The organism is Clostridium omnivorum (assembly GCF_026012015.1).
Lineage (GTDB): Bacteria > Bacillota > Clostridia > Clostridiales > Clostridiaceae > Clostridium_AX > Clostridium_AX omnivorum.
This window is the reverse complement of the sequence record NZ_BRXR01000001.1, coordinates 1699624-1715243: the sequence shown is the minus strand read 5'-3', so window position 1 is coordinate 1715243 and position 15620 is coordinate 1699624. Positions and strand designations below refer to the sequence as shown.

The window sequence follows — 15620 nt, the reverse complement described above, 5'->3', positions numbered from 1 at the left end:
TTGAAAAATTTACAAATTGCTATTGCATTTACTATCGGTAGCCGATATAATATAAGTATAGTATATCGTAAGACGATATACCTTCAAACGATATAACGTATAACGATATTAACTTGTTAGGAGGAATTAAAATGCCAGAGAGCAATGAACGTGGAGCGCTAACTGAGGCTGTTTACTATATTCTTTTAGCATTACACACCCCAATGCATGGGTATGGAATAATGCAGTTTGTTAAAGAGATAAGTGGAGGACGAGTAAATCTTGGACCTGGAACACTTTATGGAGCTATAAATACAATGCTTTCAAAGGATTGGATAAGGTCACTTGAGGGGGATTCTGACAGTAGGAAAAAGGAATATGAAATAACTGCTGCTGGTAGAGAAGTAGTACTTGAGGAAATAAAGAGGCTTGAGGAATTAATTGAAAATGGCAAGAAAATAGTAGGGGGCGCTTAAAATGAAACAAATAATAAGAAAGTTATATGCAAATTTTGAAAAGGAAGAAGAATGGCTAAATGAAATGGCTGATAAGGGGCTAAACTTAACTGATTATAGTTTTTTAAAATATTCTTTTGAGGAAGGAACACCAGGAGAATATATTTATAGAATAGAGCTTTTAAATGATCTTCCTACTCACCCTAAAAGTAAGGAATATATAAAGTTTATGGAAGAAACAGGTGTTGAATGTGTTGCTACGTATGTACGGTGGGTCTTCTTTAGAAAGAAGAAATCAGAAGGTGAATTTGATTTATATTCCGATTATGATTCACGCATTAAGCATTATAAAGCAATAGTTAAATTTACAGGTTTTGTATATTTGTTCAATATAATTGTAGCACTTTATAATTTAATTCTTGGTTTATCTTCAATAGGTATGCATACCTTTCGCTTTAATGCTTATATTTCAATTATAAATTGGTTATTCGTAATATTCTTTACACCAGTACTGGTCTCATATATTAGAAAGATTAAAAAGATGGAAAAAGAAAAACAACTTTACGAATAGGAGATTTAACTGATAGGTTTTGCTCAAAACAGTGAATATAAATGTAGAAAGTTTATATGAAGGAGGCGTTTGTTTATGGAGCAAAAGCAGACGGAAAAAAATAGAACAGATTATTGGTTTTTGGGGCTGGGTTTAGGAATAGCATTTGGAACAATGTTTGGTAACCTTGCATTGGGAATTGCAATTGGCTCTGCTGTAGGGGTAGCTTTGAATTTAAATAAAAAAGAAAAATAAAGGGGTATAGTATGCCCCTTTATTTTTCGTATATGATAATTTGACTAAATGGCACATCTTTAACTTGCATAGCTTTGTGTTATAATAAAATTGTAATGAAAAAATACGTGTAATAGTTTACACAAAGATGAGGTGAGTGTATGATGGACGTTAAAGAAAGAATCGAACAACTAAGAGCTCTTATGAGAGAAAAGGGAATAGAAGCGTACATAGTGCCAAGTTCAGATCCACATCAAAGTGAATATGTAGCTGAGCATTACACTGCTAGAACCTTCATAACTGGTTTTACTGGTTCAGCTGGTACTGCAGTAATAACTTTAAAGGATGCAGGACTATGGACTGACGGCAGATACTTCATACAAGCAGAAAATCAACTAAAGGGCTCAGGCGTTACCCTATATAGAATGGGAGAGGCTGGAGTACCAACTATTGAAGCTTTCTTAAAGGATTCACTTAATAAGGGAGCAAAGGTTGCTTTTGATGGGAAAGTAATATCAGTAGATTATTTTAGAGGTCTTCAAAAGGCTTTAGAGAGCAAAGAGTTCTCCTATGATGTTAGTGAAGATTTAATAGATAAGGTTTGGAAGGATAGACCAGAAAAGCCTTGTACAGAAGTAATAATTCACGAGGTTAAATATGCAGGACAGTCAAGAGAAGAAAAGCTTGCTGAAGTAATAAAAGAAATGAAGGCTGTAGGCGCAAACCACTATGTAATATCAGGTCTTGATGATATAGCATGGCTTTTAAATATTAGAGGAAGAGATGTAAAGTGTAATCCTCTAACAATATCTTATGTAGTTATTTCTAACGAAAAGTGCTATCTATTTATAGATGAAAAGAAGGTTAATGCACAGGTTAGAGCTGAACTTGAAAAAGCTAACATAGAGATTAAGCCATATGACAGCATAGCTGACTTCCTTGGAACTATTAATGAAGGAACAATATTACTAGATCCAGCTAAGACAAATACTTGGATACACAGCGCTATAAAAGTAAAAACTATAGAAGCTATGGATATCACTACAAGATTTAAGGCTGTAAAGAATGACATACAAGTCCAAAATGTTAGAAATGTAATGGTAAGAGACGGCGTGGCTATGGTTAAATTTATTAATTGGATAAAGAAGACTATAAAGACACGCAACATTACTGAAATAGAAGCATCTGATAAGCTTGAAGGCTTTAGAAGAGAAGGAGAAAACTTCTATGACCTTAGCTTTGGTTCCATATCAGCATACAAAGAAAATGCTGCTATGCCTCACTATAGTGCTTCACAAGAAACTCAAGCTACAATTAAGCCAGAGAGTCTTTATCTAATAGATTCAGGAGCTCAATATTTAGATGGAACTACAGATATAACAAGAACTTTAGCAATGGGACCAATAACAGAAGAAGAAAAAACAGACTTTACTCTAGTACTTAGAGGTATGATAGACCTAGCAATGCAAAGATTCCTATATGGAGCTACAGGTTCAAGCTTAGACATATTAGCTAGAATTCCACTTTGGAATGCAGGCATGGACTTCAAACATGGAACAGGTCATGGAATAGGCTTCTTCCTAAATGTTCACGAAGGACCACACAGAGTTTCAATGGTTCCTAATACAATTAAACTTGAAAAAGGAATGATAACCTCTGACGAGCCAGGAGTTTACAAAGCTGGAAAGCATGGTATAAGAATTGAAAACCTAGTAGTTGTTCAAAAGGATGTAAACACTGAATTTGGCGGACAATTTATGAAGTTTGAAACTTTAACACTATGCCCTATAGACTTAGATGCTATAGATGCTTCCTTATTAACTGCTGAGGAAAAAGCATGGTTAAATAACTATCACAAGACTGTATTTGAAAAGCTATCTCCATTTGTACAAGGAGAAGATTTAGAATACTTAAAGGCTGCAACTAGAGCTATATAGTTAATCCTACTCATAACAGTGACTAAAGTGGTATAGCAAACTATTCTAAAAAAGTTTGCTATACCACTTATTTATTTATCTTTTTTTAATTTGCTATAACCTAATTTTTCAGCTATAATTTATAATATTAGTAAAATTTTGTATGGGTGTATAGTTTATGAAGAGGATATGTATATTAGTGATTGTACTTTATGTAAGTATGACCCTTTGCGGGTGTTTCGGCCCAGGAATTTCCGACTATAGATATGACCTTGCAACTGGATATCAATTAATATGTTCATCAGCACATGAAATAAAAGTTGTTCCGAAATCATCCGTTGGTATTCCAATGATTCCAGCAAAGGTTGTTGAAATTGTCTTCGATGATACTTTTATTCTAGCAAAACAACTAGGCTTAAAAAAGGAATCAGAAAATAGTACATACATGATACCGGATGAAAAAGTAATACGTTATTGGATTATAAATGCAAAAGAAAATAAAATTTATGGTCCTTTTGAAAATGATGAATTTAATAAAAAGCAAAAGGAACTAAAAATATCCGATTCTCTTAAATTAAAAGATGTGGACAGTTATAAAAAATCTAAATAAATTAAAATTGGGGGGATTTAAATGAAAAGAATTTTTGTATTTATATATGATGATATGGCGGACTTTGAAATAACATTTGTTACTCACATGTTAGGAGCAGATTTAGGCATGGAAATAGTTCCTATTTCCTATGAAGATAAATTAATAAGAAGTAAATCAGGTGTTATTTATAAGCCATCAAAACTAGTAAAGGATGTTTTGAAGGAAGAGGCTGAAGGATTAATAATCCCAGGAGGGTGGAACGGTGAAATGAGGTCAGAATTAATAGAACTTATTCAAAGCATAAACTCCAGGGGGAAGTTATTAGGGGCCATTTGTGCAGGTCCAAGATTTTTAGCTAAGGCTGGAGTGCTTGATAATGTAAAATACACAACATCAATTGTTAATTGGACAGAAACACATGAGAAGAATTATATGGAAGATGATCCATTTCCAAGACAGAATTTTATTTTAGATAGAGTAATTAGGGATGGCAATATTATAACAGCTCAAGGTAATGCATTTATTGATTTTGCAATTGAAATAGTTGATTGGTTTGGCGGCTTTGATGACGAAGAAGACAAAAACGGGTTTGCAAAAGCAATTAGAGGGATATGCTAGATAAGAAACAAAAAAAATGAGAGCGGACATAAAATTTCATGCACGCTCTCATTGCATTTATTATTGAAGAAGTCTCAATTGGCATATTCTTATATAAGTGAAAAGTTATTAAGATTTTCTACATATTCTTCAAAAACTTTATTATATAACTTAAAGTGAAAAATTCCCTATCAAGTTTTGTAACAATTAACTTAAGCCCTGTAATTATTGTTTCTTCAGTAAAGTTTTCTAGTAGAAGCATAATATTTAATGTGTTCAGGCCACCGTCTTTTGTATCAAGAACTCGTGCCTTTTTTATATACTTGTTTTCCATAGCAGTTAAAATAGCAGCTCTTAACTCTTCGCTGATTTCTAATTTGGGCATTTCTTCGAAAATTCTGATGCCGGGAGTATTTATATCTATATTTTTAGCTTTGTTTATATCAGTAGATAAGAAGATAGTATTTATAAACTTTGCATCCTTAAAATTAGTACCGTCCAGTTTCACAGAGTCAAAAACAGCATTTTCAAAAACAGCACTTTTAAAGTCACTGTCTTTTAATTGTGTTCCAATAAATTCTGCATATTTAAAGCTGCACCTGAAGAAATTGGTGGATTTAAAATGTGCTCCTCTAAAGCTTACAAAATCAAAAACCGAGCCTGAAAAGTCGCAGTTATAACAGTTGCTTCTCTCTAGATTTTTGTACATAAAGTTTTTAGCTTTTTTTTCTATATTATTATAGTTGAAATTTCCAGTAACACTTCTATTTGTAGCCATGCTTATCTTCACCTAAGTCCCTTCGTGGTATTTTATTTTCTATTGCTTAAAGCCTACAGCTGTGTTTTGGTTCAATAAATAGGAAGTTGTAGCCTTGTCTGTATATGTTCTCACTTTTATTTATTATTGAAAGAAATCCTCAATGCTGATGTCTTCAATATCAGCAACACCTATATATCTAAGAGTCATGTCAGGGGAAGAGTGACCAAATAAGCTCTGCAGTAAGGCAATATCATTATACTTTTTATAATGGTGATACCCAAAGGTTTTTCTGAGTGTGTGTGTGCCGATATCAGCTAGACCAAGTTTTCCGCTTGCTTCATTCAGGCACTTAAAGGCTTGCTTATTTGTTATAGGCCTTTTTCCGCCATTTTTACTTGGAAAAAGCAGATCTCCTGCAGACATTCCAAGTATAAACTTCTCAATCTCTTCGTGAACTTCAGGAGGCACGGCATATTTTAGTATCCTGCCGGTCCTACCATCCTTTACTTCAATTTGAGACTTGTTTTTCACATCCCAAACGGTAAGATTTATTATATCTATAATCTTTAAACCCGTATTTATTGCTATATCAAATAGTAAATAATTTTTATATCCCACCTTAAGCAATTCCGATTCTAGCGTATTAATTAAGTCAGTGTCTTTTATTGGCTGAATTAGTTCCATATTGTTTCTCCTTCACAATGGAAGCTCAATTAGAACCTTCTAGCTGCCATATCCTTTAATCATATACCATTAATAGTGATTATACAAATAATTTATATAAATGAGTTATTTATAAAAGATAACTTGTTTTATTTAATAAACTATGTTATTCTTAATAAGAACTTAAATTGATGGTTAACGATTCAACAAAATATATTTCAATTAGTACTTTCTACGTATAGTATGATGATATCGAAATTTTATTAGTGAATTAGTGCAATGAGTTTAAGAATAATAAAATTTCGGAGGTACAGTTAGATGACTGGTACAGTAAAATGGTTTAATTCAGAAAAAGGCTTTGGATTTATTACAGGAGAAGATGGAAAAGATGTTTTTGCACATTTTTCTCAAATAAAATCAGAAGGTTATAAGTCACTTGAAGAAGGTCAAAAGGTTTCTTTTGATGTTGCTCAAGGACAAAAAGGACCTCAAGCTGAAAATATAATGGCTATCTAAATTATAGCAATTTAATTAGTATATATTTTAACCCCTCAAATAGATATTCTATTTGAGGGGTTTTTTGGTGCGTTCAGTATGGACGCAGGCTAACAGGTGAAAGTCACGGGGCTGGCTGATTTTATTTAGTTAAAGATGCAAAGCAAGAAAGGTTTTCATCTGATGTATTTTTCATGCTGAAAAGTTCATTTCCAGAACAATAAATTGCATCTCCAGCAGCTATCTTTTCTGTTTTATTGTTTACATTTAGAAGCCCATTTCCAGAAATTACATAAATTATAAGTCCGCTCTCTCCATGAGTATGAGGAGGAACTTCTTGCCCAGGTTTAAGATTTAATGTAAACAAAAGAGCCTTTTCTTCATTTATCATATCCTTTTTTACAAATCTGTCATCAGAGTATATTTGGTGATCTGATATTTTAACTAACTGCATAATGGTAGCTCCTCTCACAATTAACTTGAATTTATAGTAATATTATTTAACTTAAAAAATAAATTATACAAATATGTACTTAATGAAATAATTTAGGATGATACAGCAAAGAATTGTTTGATAAAATTAAAAGTATGCTGTAAAATTACAATAAAAGAAAAGGTTTGCATAAATATAGTAAAATTGCTTCAAAATTTAAATTTATTTTCAATTAAGGAGAGTTTAGAATATGACTGTTTATATAGCATTGTTAAGAGGTATTAATGTGGGTGGAAAAAACATAATTAAGATGGCGGATTTAAGACAAGTATTTGAATCAATTGGACTTTGTGAAGTAAAAACCTATATTCAAAGTGGAAATGTTTTATTTAAATCAAATGAAGCAGAGGAAGTATTGTGTAATAAAATTGAACATGAGATTGAGGCGGTTTTTGGAACTTCAGTAAAAGTTATTTTGAGAACAGCTGCGGAGTTAGAACAGATTATATTGAACTGCCCATTCTCCAAGGATGAAGTAATAGAAGCAGAGGCAGTATCCGATGCGGAGAGTCTATATGTTGCGTTACTTGCACATAGTCCATTAAAGGAAAAGCTTCAGTGCATAGATGTTTATAGAAGTGAAAGTGATAAATACAATATTGTAGGAAGAGATGTATATCTTTTATTCAATAATAGTATTAGAAATTCAAAACTTGCTAATAATCTTTATAAATTGGATGTACCAACAACTGTGCGTAATTGGAAAACACTAAGCAAGCTTCATGCATTAGCAAAAACTATGGAAATATGAAATGTAACTTGTAAATAAGTAAGAGGTAAGAACTAAGAGATAATAATTGTGGTAAAATTCAGCTTTGCTGAATTTTAACTACAACTATTACTTTTTACTTCTTAGTTCTTACCTCAAAATTGTTATTAGCAAAATGTATTTGTTAGCATCTAGCTCTTTTTAACAGCATCATAAATGAGAAATACTATAATAGCTAAAAATAGAAGCTTTAGTACTACTTTGGCTATTCTAAAAACTAATATCAAGAGAACAATGCCTAGAATTAAATTTATTAACTTTCTCATAACTAATTATCTCCCTATTAAATAACATCTTAAAAATTACCACTCGCCTGGATAAGCTACTATGTTCACAACTACTGTTCTTCTACCAAAGGAAAGACATTCACTCTCACTATTCATATACAAGTCTACAATGTTTCCTTTTATTGCTCCACCTGTATCTGAGCAAATAGCATAGCCATAGCCAGATATATAAACCTTAGTGCCTAGAGGTATTACAGATGGGTCCACAGCTACAGTGCTTAGGCCTGAAGGATCTCTTACAGGCTTTAATCCTAAGGCAGTAACTGTTCCACCAGAATAGGCCGTAGCTTCCATAGTATAAGTAGCTTTAAAAGTAACATTGTCAGTTCCGGCAGGAGCTGAACTCCTTGCAATCATGTCAGCAAGCTTTGCATTTCCAGAGCTTATATAGCTCTTTGCCTTCTGTTTAACAGAATCAGTACTTATCTGTGGCAGCAAGCTGTTTAAAGTCATAAGAGCATTCTTCATATCACTTATAGAGCTTGTACTAGAATCTATTACAGAAACAGCATGGGCAATAAGCTTTTCTTCATTTTCTTTTATAATCTGAGCTGCGTTATTCCTTTGCTGCTCAAATTGTTTAGCTAAATCTTGGAGTTTAGCCTTATCATCATCTAATTGCTTAAGGTTTGTATCGTTATTATCCTTTAACTTTTGCAGCTGCTCCTTCTTAGCATCTAGAGAGCTAATACTTTTGTCCAATTCCTTCTTTTTTTCTGCTAAACCATTAAAGATTTTTTTGTCATAAGAAATCACTTCTTTTACTGCTTCAAATTTACAAACAGCATCAGAGAAGCTCTTAGATGAAAGCAGTGAACCAACTATATTTTCATTGTATCCATTTATGTACATTGCCCTAATTCGCCTATTTGCAACAGCTTGGCTACTATCTACTTCCTTCATTAGCTGTTCCATATGTGCTTTTTCCACGTCTATTTGTTTATTGTTTTTATCAATGTCTGCATTATTTTTGCTAATGTCATTTTTCAACTTTTCAATTTGAGTATTCAAAGTAGAGATTTTTTTGTTTGTTTCAATTAAATTGTCGCTCATCTGCTGAAATTTAACTTTATTATCTGCAATAGTGCTCTGAGGGTCCACTGCAGCAAAAGTCACACTGCTTGTACAAATCAAAAGAGCGAGCAATATTGATAAAGGTAAAGACTTTTTAACCAATTTTATACCTCCTCTGTCTAATTACCTAAACAGAAATACAAATATATTATACCATAAAGGAATTAATAGAAAATAAATTGTTTTACCATATTATACCATATACTGTTTTCAAAATGAAAGTACATTTTATAATATACGAGTATAAAATAGATTTTTGATAGGTACTGGTAAAGTTTTTAATAGTATCATAGGGGCTAAAGGTTAGTAATATAGCTGTATTTAGGCTAAAGGGGGAACTCCTTCCTTCTGCTGCTATATTTCGTAGTAGCGAAAAACATAGTATAATATAATCTAACAAGGGGGTATTTATATGTATGAGAAAATAAATTCTGAAATTTTAGAAGCTAAAGAGCAGCTTAGAAAAAAAGAGAGAATAGATGGCCTGCTGCAGCATGCTATAGAGCAGTTAGACAGTGAAAAGCATAGAGAAGCTGAGCTAAAAGAAATTCTTGATAAAGAAGAAATGGATGTTAAAAAGCTGGAACATTTAAGTGTTAAAGGCTTGATATTAGAAGTACTTGGCAGCAAAGAAGAAAGGCTAGATAAGGAAAAGAGAGAATTTATGGCTGCCAAGCTAAAATATGATGAATGCTGTAATTCAATTAAGCTTATGGAAGCGGAGATGAAAGACTATAAAGCTCAGTTAAGGGAAGTTTCTAATGCAGAAATTGATTACGAAGCTTTGATAGAGAAAAAGCAAAAGCTTATACTGGAGTCAAAAGATAAGTATTCAAATGAAATATTGTCCTTAATGGAAGAAGCCGCGGATTTAAATTCAGATATAACTGAGATTATAGAAGCAATTAACGCAGGAAGTACAGTACTTGGTTCACTTGAGAGTGCCAAAGATTCCTTAAGTGAAGCTGAGGGCTGGGGAACTTTAGACATTTTTGGAGGTGGCTTTATAAGCTCCTCTGCAAAACATTCCAATATTGATGAGGCAGTAGAATATATTAATGCCGCAATGAGCAATCTGAACAGATTTAAAAGAGAGCTAAAAGATGTAAATCTGGATATAAATATAACCATAGACATTGATTCCTTTGATAGATTTGCTGATTTATTTTTTGATAACATTTTTACTGACATGAGTGTTCAAGATAAAATTGAAAGCTCTTTAGAAAATGTAGCTTCTTCAATTGATAGAGTCAAAGAAGTTATGGAAAAGCTAAGAGGGGATTGCGATGCTAAGGAGATTCAGCTAAAGAATTTGAAACATAAGATAAAGGATATAATTGAACAGGCTAGAGATTAACTGAAAATATAGGGAGAAATTTATATGTACTACAGTGAGGTAGAGGAAATATTTTGTTTAACTAAGGATAGAAAGTACAAGTACTTTTTTGATAGAGTTGCTGAAACAGAGCAGATATGGGGGCTTAAGAACAAGAATGGCTGGGTAACTATAAAAGATGAAAATAATAATATAGCAATGCCCATTTGGCCTGGCTTTGAGTTTGCAAAGTACTGCAAGGAAAATCAGTGGAAGGAAGCAAACCCAGAAGGCATAGATTTATTTGAATTCATGGAGTATTGGCTTCAGGGAATGAAAAGGGATGGCTGCCGAGTGCTTGTATTTGGTGATTCCGAGGGCAGAGGAATTTCAATAGACTCAGAAGAATTTAAAAAAGAGCTGGAGAAAAAGTTGGCACAATAAAACAGGGAGTTTGACTCCCTGTTTTATTTATCCGCATCTACAATCTTAAATTCTTTAAGCATATTATCGAATCTTGCACCATAGCCCTCAGTTGCTTCTACAAAGAACTGCTGCTTTATTACAAAGGCGCCGCCTTTAGTGTTATCCACTAAATAATATCTAATAGCCGTATCATTCCACTTATTGCCGCTCTGAGCCATTAAAACAGTGCCCTTTAGTGGCTTAGTTACTTCCTCTGGAGTGTTTACAATAGAATACTTAGACTTTAGCTCATTTTGAAGTTCAGTGGCCATTGTTTTCACATTTTTATTCTTAATCTGTTCAATTTCCATATATATAGCTGGAAGCTTATCATTTTTTTGCTTAGGCTCAATTCTGTCTTTAGAGCCTGCCTTAGTCATAGTAAACATTTCTTTATCAAAATATATAATATAGTTCTTGCTGCCTTCTTGCAAATCTACCTGCTTTTGTTCCTTTATTCCTTCTAATTCTTGAACTACAACCTTTTTAGGAACAAAAATTTCTTTAATTTTACCTATAGCAGCCTTGCCCTGCTGGGTAGTTAGTACTAGTATTATCATAATAACTGCAGCACTTACTGCAATTTTAAATGACTTAAAGCTTTTTTTATCTTCAATAAAATCCACTTCCGGCGCTATATTTGCCCATATGGAATCAGTTAGCTTATCTGCTTCTTCAGTGCCCTTTAGAAGTGCTTCACTTATTCTTTCATCCAATCTATCATCCATTTAATTCACTCCTTTCTGATAATTTGTTCATTGCATTCTTTAATTTTTGCCTGCCTTTATATAAACGGGATTTTACTGTGTTTATATTGAGACTAAGTATGTCAGCAATTTCTTCTTCCTTAAAGCCCTTTAAATATTTTAAAACTATAGGTATCCTAACTGTATCTTCTAAATCACTTATGGCAGCATAAAGATCCTCGTATTCCTGAAACTCATAGGTATCAGCACTTGAACCAGTAATAGCTTCCTTGTCTGAATCCTCAAGATATACAATATTAGATGAGGTCTTTAGCACTCTGTTGCATTCATTAATAAGGATTTTATAAAACCAAGGCTTAAAGGGTTTACTTTTATCAAACTTATCTAAATTTTTATACACCCTTATGAAGGTCTCCTGAACCACATCAGAAGCAGTTGCAGTATTTTTAGTAATAGCAATTGCAGTTCTAATAGCTTGAGTTGCATAGAGATTATAAAGCTCTTTAAAAGCTTCCTTATCCTTTTGTCTTATTCTTTTTATTAGTTGACTTTCCAAAAGCCCACCTCCTCACTTCAAAGTTTCTCATTTCACTAATATATACCCTTGAAGTCTAAAAAAAGTTTTCAACATAAAAGAAAAAAGTGCTAATTTTATGGGTTAGCACTTTGTATTTTACTACTTGTTTAAAAAATCATAAATTAATAGTTGCCACTGGATTTAAACTGACCCTCTCCCTTTAAATAGCAATCGAAAAACTGTAGACAAAGCTTATTAATTATTTTTAAACAGTCTGCGCCTTTTGTTGATTTATGTCCATTTAGTATGCGAGTCAGCACAGGACTTGTAAGGGATAAGTCAGTGAGTGAAAGATGGCCTACACCACTAATATGTACACTAAATGCTGTTTTATTAGTATTAGACAGCAGAGCATAATTTTCCGCATATTGCGGCCAATCTGCTAAATGGCCCCAGGATGAGTCTGAATACACATTAAGAAGCGGCACTGGGTAATTTTCCTTTGTAAATACAAACTCATTATTCTTAACGCCCTCAATATCGCACATAAATGGTGCCTCCAGGCTTATAACTGCTTTAATGTCCTTTCGCTGCCGACCTATTCCAAGTGCTGCGGAACCACCTAGAGAGTGTCCCATAACGCCTATTTTTGTTGAGTCCACAAGCTTGTACACTCTATCCGAATTAGGAGTATTAGCTTCTCCAAGTATATGATCTATTACAAAATTTATATCACCAGTTCGTATTTTCATCCACTTTTGATAATACTCATAGCTTTGCTGTTTATTATTATGTGCATCTTCAGCTTGGATTTCCTTGGCATAGGTACTATCCATTCTTATGGTATTTCCATTTACATCTGTTGTGGAAAAGCACTGATAAGTGTGGTCTATTGAACACACAACATAACCATGGCTTGCAAGCTCATTATAAAGTGTTTCGTTACTCTCTTTAATGCCAAAGGAGCCATGTGAAAAAACAACCAGGGGATAAGTGCCCTGTGCATCCTTGGGATACCAAAATTCCACATTCAACCTTCTGTTTTTACCTGTACTAGTATAAGTTTCAATGCGGTTTGTATCAGTATAGGTATAGGTTATGGTTCCAACTTTATAACTGCCTGTTGGTTTTATTTCTTCATACTGTGGGAATAAGATGGCTGGTAGGGCTGCAATGAAGATAAGCAGTGCCATTCCTATAGTTTTAAAAATAGTATGTCTTGTTGTATATGGCTTTTTTTCATCCTTTTTACGAATTAAATTCATTACTCCGGTTACTGCAAGTAAAAGTATCAACCCAGTTAAAGCGTAATAACTAGGGCCCCAGTGAATTATTGCTAGAATGATTAGTAGCAGAAGGGCTGCACCTTCAAATATTCTTGCAATGCTCCTCACTTTAAGCTGTTTAGATTTTGTAATAATGCTGAATACTGCTAGAGCAATTTCAATAGCTGCTAGCACGAAAAATATGAAAATACCCATTTTTACTTACCTTTCTTTTTTGAAACACACTAAAGTAATTATTTTCAACATTAAGTAAATATTATTGTAAAAGAGTTTAAAATTCTATGATAGACCAAACTCACGCTTAAGTTTTTCATATCTGTCTTTTTCATGAGGCATGATTTCAAACAAAGGATTATATAGGCAGTGCTGAAAAACATCAGCATCTATTAAGATCTCATTAAAACTAGAGTGTATAACTTCTTTTTCACTGTGGGTATAAATAGCACTGCAAATCAACTCAGTTTCAGCTTCATTTGTTATTTTAAGTGCATTTAATATTTCTCTAGCCATAGAAGCACCTTTATGCGCATGGTCTTTTGAGTCCATTTTAGAATATGAGTATATGTCATGAAGCATACCGGCCATTGTAGCAAGTTCAGCGTTTTCTCCACGTTTTAATGCAATTAAGGTACATAAATGGGAAACGCCATATAAATGTAAATAGGCGCATCTGCGTTCTTCAGAATCTACCATGTTTATAAGCATTTCATCAATATATTTTCTTAAAACTTCAATTCTGTTCATATTAAATTCCACCACCAATATATAATTTTTGCAGCTAGATTTATAGCTTTTTATTTTCAATCACTAAAGAGATACTGAATAGAATTTCTATTACCATCATCATTGCTGCAAGGATATAAGATTCAAAGTTACAGCCCACTATAAGTGATAAAATTGGAATTACAACTGATAAAACCATATAGGATTTAGACTTATATAGCCAGCTGTAGGGCAATAAATGAGCACCAAAAATCATAGCTAGTACCATTACCATTTTTGAAGGTACCGTTGGATATACCCACATGGCAATCAATAAGTATAATAATTGATTTATGGAAAACAAAAGGCCTAAATTAGTTAATGGATTTCCTTTGTTTTGAAAATCAACCTTAATAGCCTTTGATATAAGAAATGCTATAGGTAGTAGAGGTGCTGTACAGCAAAAGGTAAGTAAGTTTTTAGTCAAAATAGGTAAGGATGTTAAATGTACTATTAATACTGCAAGCCAAATAAGAATGGATGCTAGTATAAAGTGCAGTCCTTTCTTCTGCTTAATGGCACAGTCTAAGCGTAATTCTTCTAAATTCATGATAAACCCCCTTGTAAAAAATATTATGTGAACTGAAATATATTTGCCCGATATAAATATCTCAACCTTATATATTAAGTTTATATATAGGGTTGAGATGTTTCTTACCTTACTTTAATTATATCATAGCAATTAACAACAGGGATCTTCTTCCAATATATCTTTATATGTACTAAGAGCATGTGCACGACAACCGCCACATATATAGCGGACATTACAGTTACCACATTTGCCTTTAAATTTATCCCTTTCTTTTAAAGCTGTAATCAAGGGACTATTTTCTAATATATCCTTTAAATTATTTTCGCGAATATTTCCAATTGGAACATTAATGAAGGTACATGGATAGACAACTCCGTTAGCTGAAATCATACATAAACGCGTTCCGGCAGTACAACCCAAGTTAGCATCTTTTGCCCAGTCAAAGTTTTGTAATCCCATTCTTTTTAAATATATGGCATTACAAATAGGGTCATTTGTAGAAATTGGTATATATTTTTCATTTTTTATTTCTAAAACTTGAGAATGGAGTTTAATTAACTCATCTTTACTTAAATCAAGGTTATCAGAAAATTTTCCTCTGCCAGTAGGAACGAACCTATCTACTGCAAGCAAATTCACACCCAATTCTTTTGAGAGAATAGCTAAGCTGCTTATTCGCTCTACATTGTGTTTAAAGGCAACCATCATAATATGGCAGTTTAGTCCATTATCCACAATGGTTTGTATTCCATTAACAGCACTTCTAAATGTGCCCTTTCCTCTAATAAATTCATGTTCTTCAGCTCTATCTGAATCAAGACTTATTTGAACTGTATCAATTTTAAGCCTTTTCAGCCATTTGGCTGTATGGCTATCTATTAGAGTTCCATTTGTTGTTAGTATAGTTTTTAATCCAAGCTTATTTGCATTAATAGCTACACATTCTAATCTATCTGGAGTTAGCATAGGTTCTCCACCAGAAATAATTAAATACTGTGCACTGGACCTTGCTACTTGCTCAACAATTCTTTCAAGCTCTGTAGTTGTTAATGTATTAGAATCTTCTTGTCCACTATTAGCATAACAATGAATACAGTGAAGATTGCATCTATTTGTAATAGATATAACCACTCTTTCTAACATAATGATTTTCTCCTAAATTAAAATAATAC

General features: G+C 33.0%; 21 protein-coding genes. 10 read left to right on the top strand and 11 right to left on the bottom strand.

Features of this window, described 5'->3' with window-relative positions:
- Positions 1-131 precede the first annotated feature (131 nt).
- From bsdE14_RS07905 to bsdE14_RS07880, 6 genes are all read left to right on the top strand, one after another.
- The gene (locus bsdE14_RS07905; protein ID WP_264849387.1) at positions 132-455 is read left to right on the top strand and encodes a PadR family transcriptional regulator; all 324 of its coding nucleotides are present in this window, start codon (positions 132-134) and stop codon (positions 453-455) included.
- A 1-nt stretch (position 456) separates the two neighbouring features.
- Positions 457-1005: a DUF2812 domain-containing protein gene (locus tag bsdE14_RS07900; RefSeq protein ID WP_264849386.1), complete on the top strand. Its 549-nt coding sequence runs from the start codon at positions 457-459 to the stop codon at positions 1003-1005.
- A 75-nt stretch (positions 1006-1080) separates the two neighbouring features.
- Complete coding sequence (locus bsdE14_RS07895) at positions 1081-1239, top strand: hypothetical protein (protein ID WP_264849385.1); 159 nt, start codon at positions 1081-1083, stop codon at positions 1237-1239.
- A 143-nt stretch (positions 1240-1382) separates the two neighbouring features.
- Positions 1383-3155, top strand: a complete 1773-nt coding sequence (locus bsdE14_RS07890) for an aminopeptidase P family protein (RefSeq protein ID WP_264852242.1) — start codon at positions 1383-1385, stop codon at positions 3153-3155.
- A 157-nt stretch (positions 3156-3312) separates the two neighbouring features.
- Complete coding sequence (locus tag bsdE14_RS07885) at positions 3313-3744, top strand: DUF3997 domain-containing protein (RefSeq protein WP_264849384.1); 432 nt, start codon at positions 3313-3315, stop codon at positions 3742-3744.
- A gap of 21 nt (positions 3745-3765) precedes the next feature.
- The gene (locus bsdE14_RS07880; protein WP_264849383.1) at positions 3766-4344 is read left to right on the top strand and encodes a DJ-1/PfpI family protein; all 579 of its coding nucleotides are present in this window, start codon (positions 3766-3768) and stop codon (positions 4342-4344) included.
- 118 nt (positions 4345-4462) lie between these two features.
- Here bsdE14_RS07880 and bsdE14_RS07875 read toward each other — a convergent pair whose 3' ends face one another.
- Together bsdE14_RS07875 and bsdE14_RS07870 are read right to left on the bottom strand one after the other, a co-directional pair.
- A complete protein-coding gene (locus tag bsdE14_RS07875) occupies positions 4463-5101 on the bottom strand; it encodes a pentapeptide repeat-containing protein (protein ID WP_264849382.1) in 639 nt (212 codons plus the stop codon).
- A 123-nt stretch (positions 5102-5224) separates the two neighbouring features.
- Positions 5225-5767: a tyrosine-type recombinase/integrase gene (locus bsdE14_RS07870; RefSeq protein WP_264849381.1), complete on the bottom strand. Its 543-nt coding sequence runs from the start codon at positions 5765-5767 to the stop codon at positions 5225-5227.
- Between the two features lie 297 nt (positions 5768-6064).
- Between bsdE14_RS07870 and bsdE14_RS07865 the strand changes: the two genes are divergently transcribed.
- Positions 6065-6262, top strand: a complete 198-nt coding sequence (locus bsdE14_RS07865; protein ID WP_264849380.1) for a cold-shock protein — start codon at positions 6065-6067, stop codon at positions 6260-6262.
- A gap of 121 nt (positions 6263-6383) precedes the next feature.
- Here bsdE14_RS07865 and bsdE14_RS07860 read toward each other — a convergent pair whose 3' ends face one another.
- Complete coding sequence (locus bsdE14_RS07860) at positions 6384-6695, bottom strand: cupin domain-containing protein (protein ID WP_264849379.1); 312 nt, start codon at positions 6693-6695, stop codon at positions 6384-6386.
- Between the two features lie 229 nt (positions 6696-6924).
- Here bsdE14_RS07860 and bsdE14_RS07855 point away from each other — a divergent pair, with 229 nt between their 5' ends.
- Entirely contained in the window at positions 6925-7485 is a 561-nt protein-coding gene (locus tag bsdE14_RS07855) for a DUF1697 domain-containing protein (protein ID WP_264849378.1), read from the top strand.
- A gap of 149 nt (positions 7486-7634) precedes the next feature.
- On the opposite strand, the gene bsdE14_RS07850 is transcribed toward bsdE14_RS07855, so the two are convergent.
- A complete protein-coding gene (locus bsdE14_RS07850; protein WP_264849377.1) occupies positions 7635-7769 on the bottom strand; it encodes a hypothetical protein in 135 nt (44 codons plus the stop codon).
- A gap of 36 nt (positions 7770-7805) precedes the next feature.
- Positions 7806-8966, bottom strand: coding sequence for a 3D domain-containing protein (locus bsdE14_RS07845; RefSeq protein WP_264849376.1), 1161 nt, complete (start codon positions 8964-8966; stop codon positions 7806-7808).
- 310 nt (positions 8967-9276) lie between these two features.
- Here bsdE14_RS07845 and bsdE14_RS07840 point away from each other — a divergent pair, with 310 nt between their 5' ends.
- Positions 9277-10221, top strand: coding sequence for an AAA family ATPase (locus tag bsdE14_RS07840; protein WP_264849375.1), 945 nt, complete (start codon positions 9277-9279; stop codon positions 10219-10221).
- A 24-nt stretch (positions 10222-10245) separates the two neighbouring features.
- Positions 10246-10623: a DUF2750 domain-containing protein gene (locus bsdE14_RS07835; protein ID WP_264849374.1), complete on the top strand. Its 378-nt coding sequence runs from the start codon at positions 10246-10248 to the stop codon at positions 10621-10623.
- A 23-nt stretch (positions 10624-10646) separates the two neighbouring features.
- Here bsdE14_RS07835 and bsdE14_RS07830 read toward each other — a convergent pair whose 3' ends face one another.
- The 6 genes from bsdE14_RS07830 to bsdE14_RS07805 all read right to left on the bottom strand — a co-directional run bounded on the left by bsdE14_RS07830 (position 10647) and on the right by bsdE14_RS07805 (position 15591).
- Positions 10647-11372 (bottom strand): hypothetical protein, encoded by a 726-nt coding sequence (locus tag bsdE14_RS07830; RefSeq protein WP_264849373.1) that lies wholly within the window; start codon positions 11370-11372, stop codon positions 10647-10649.
- A complete protein-coding gene (locus bsdE14_RS07825) occupies positions 11365-11907 on the bottom strand; it encodes an RNA polymerase sigma factor (protein ID WP_264849372.1) in 543 nt (180 codons plus the stop codon). Before bsdE14_RS07825 ends, bsdE14_RS07830 begins: the two co-directional genes overlap by 8 nt.
- A gap of 143 nt (positions 11908-12050) precedes the next feature.
- A complete protein-coding gene (locus bsdE14_RS07820) occupies positions 12051-13349 on the bottom strand; it encodes an alpha/beta hydrolase family protein (RefSeq protein WP_264849371.1) in 1299 nt (432 codons plus the stop codon).
- A gap of 84 nt (positions 13350-13433) precedes the next feature.
- Positions 13434-13898 (bottom strand): HD domain-containing protein, encoded by a 465-nt coding sequence (locus bsdE14_RS07815; protein WP_264849370.1) that lies wholly within the window; start codon positions 13896-13898, stop codon positions 13434-13436.
- A 40-nt stretch (positions 13899-13938) separates the two neighbouring features.
- Positions 13939-14466 (bottom strand): EscU/YscU/HrcU family type III secretion system export apparatus switch protein, encoded by a 528-nt coding sequence (locus bsdE14_RS07810; RefSeq protein WP_264849369.1) that lies wholly within the window; start codon positions 14464-14466, stop codon positions 13939-13941.
- A 132-nt stretch (positions 14467-14598) separates the two neighbouring features.
- Positions 14599-15591 carry a radical SAM/SPASM domain-containing protein gene (locus tag bsdE14_RS07805; RefSeq protein WP_264849368.1) on the bottom strand — a complete coding sequence of 331 codons (993 nt, stop codon included), beginning with the start codon at positions 15589-15591 and terminating at the stop codon, positions 14599-14601.
- Positions 15592-15620: the final 29 nt, after the last annotated feature.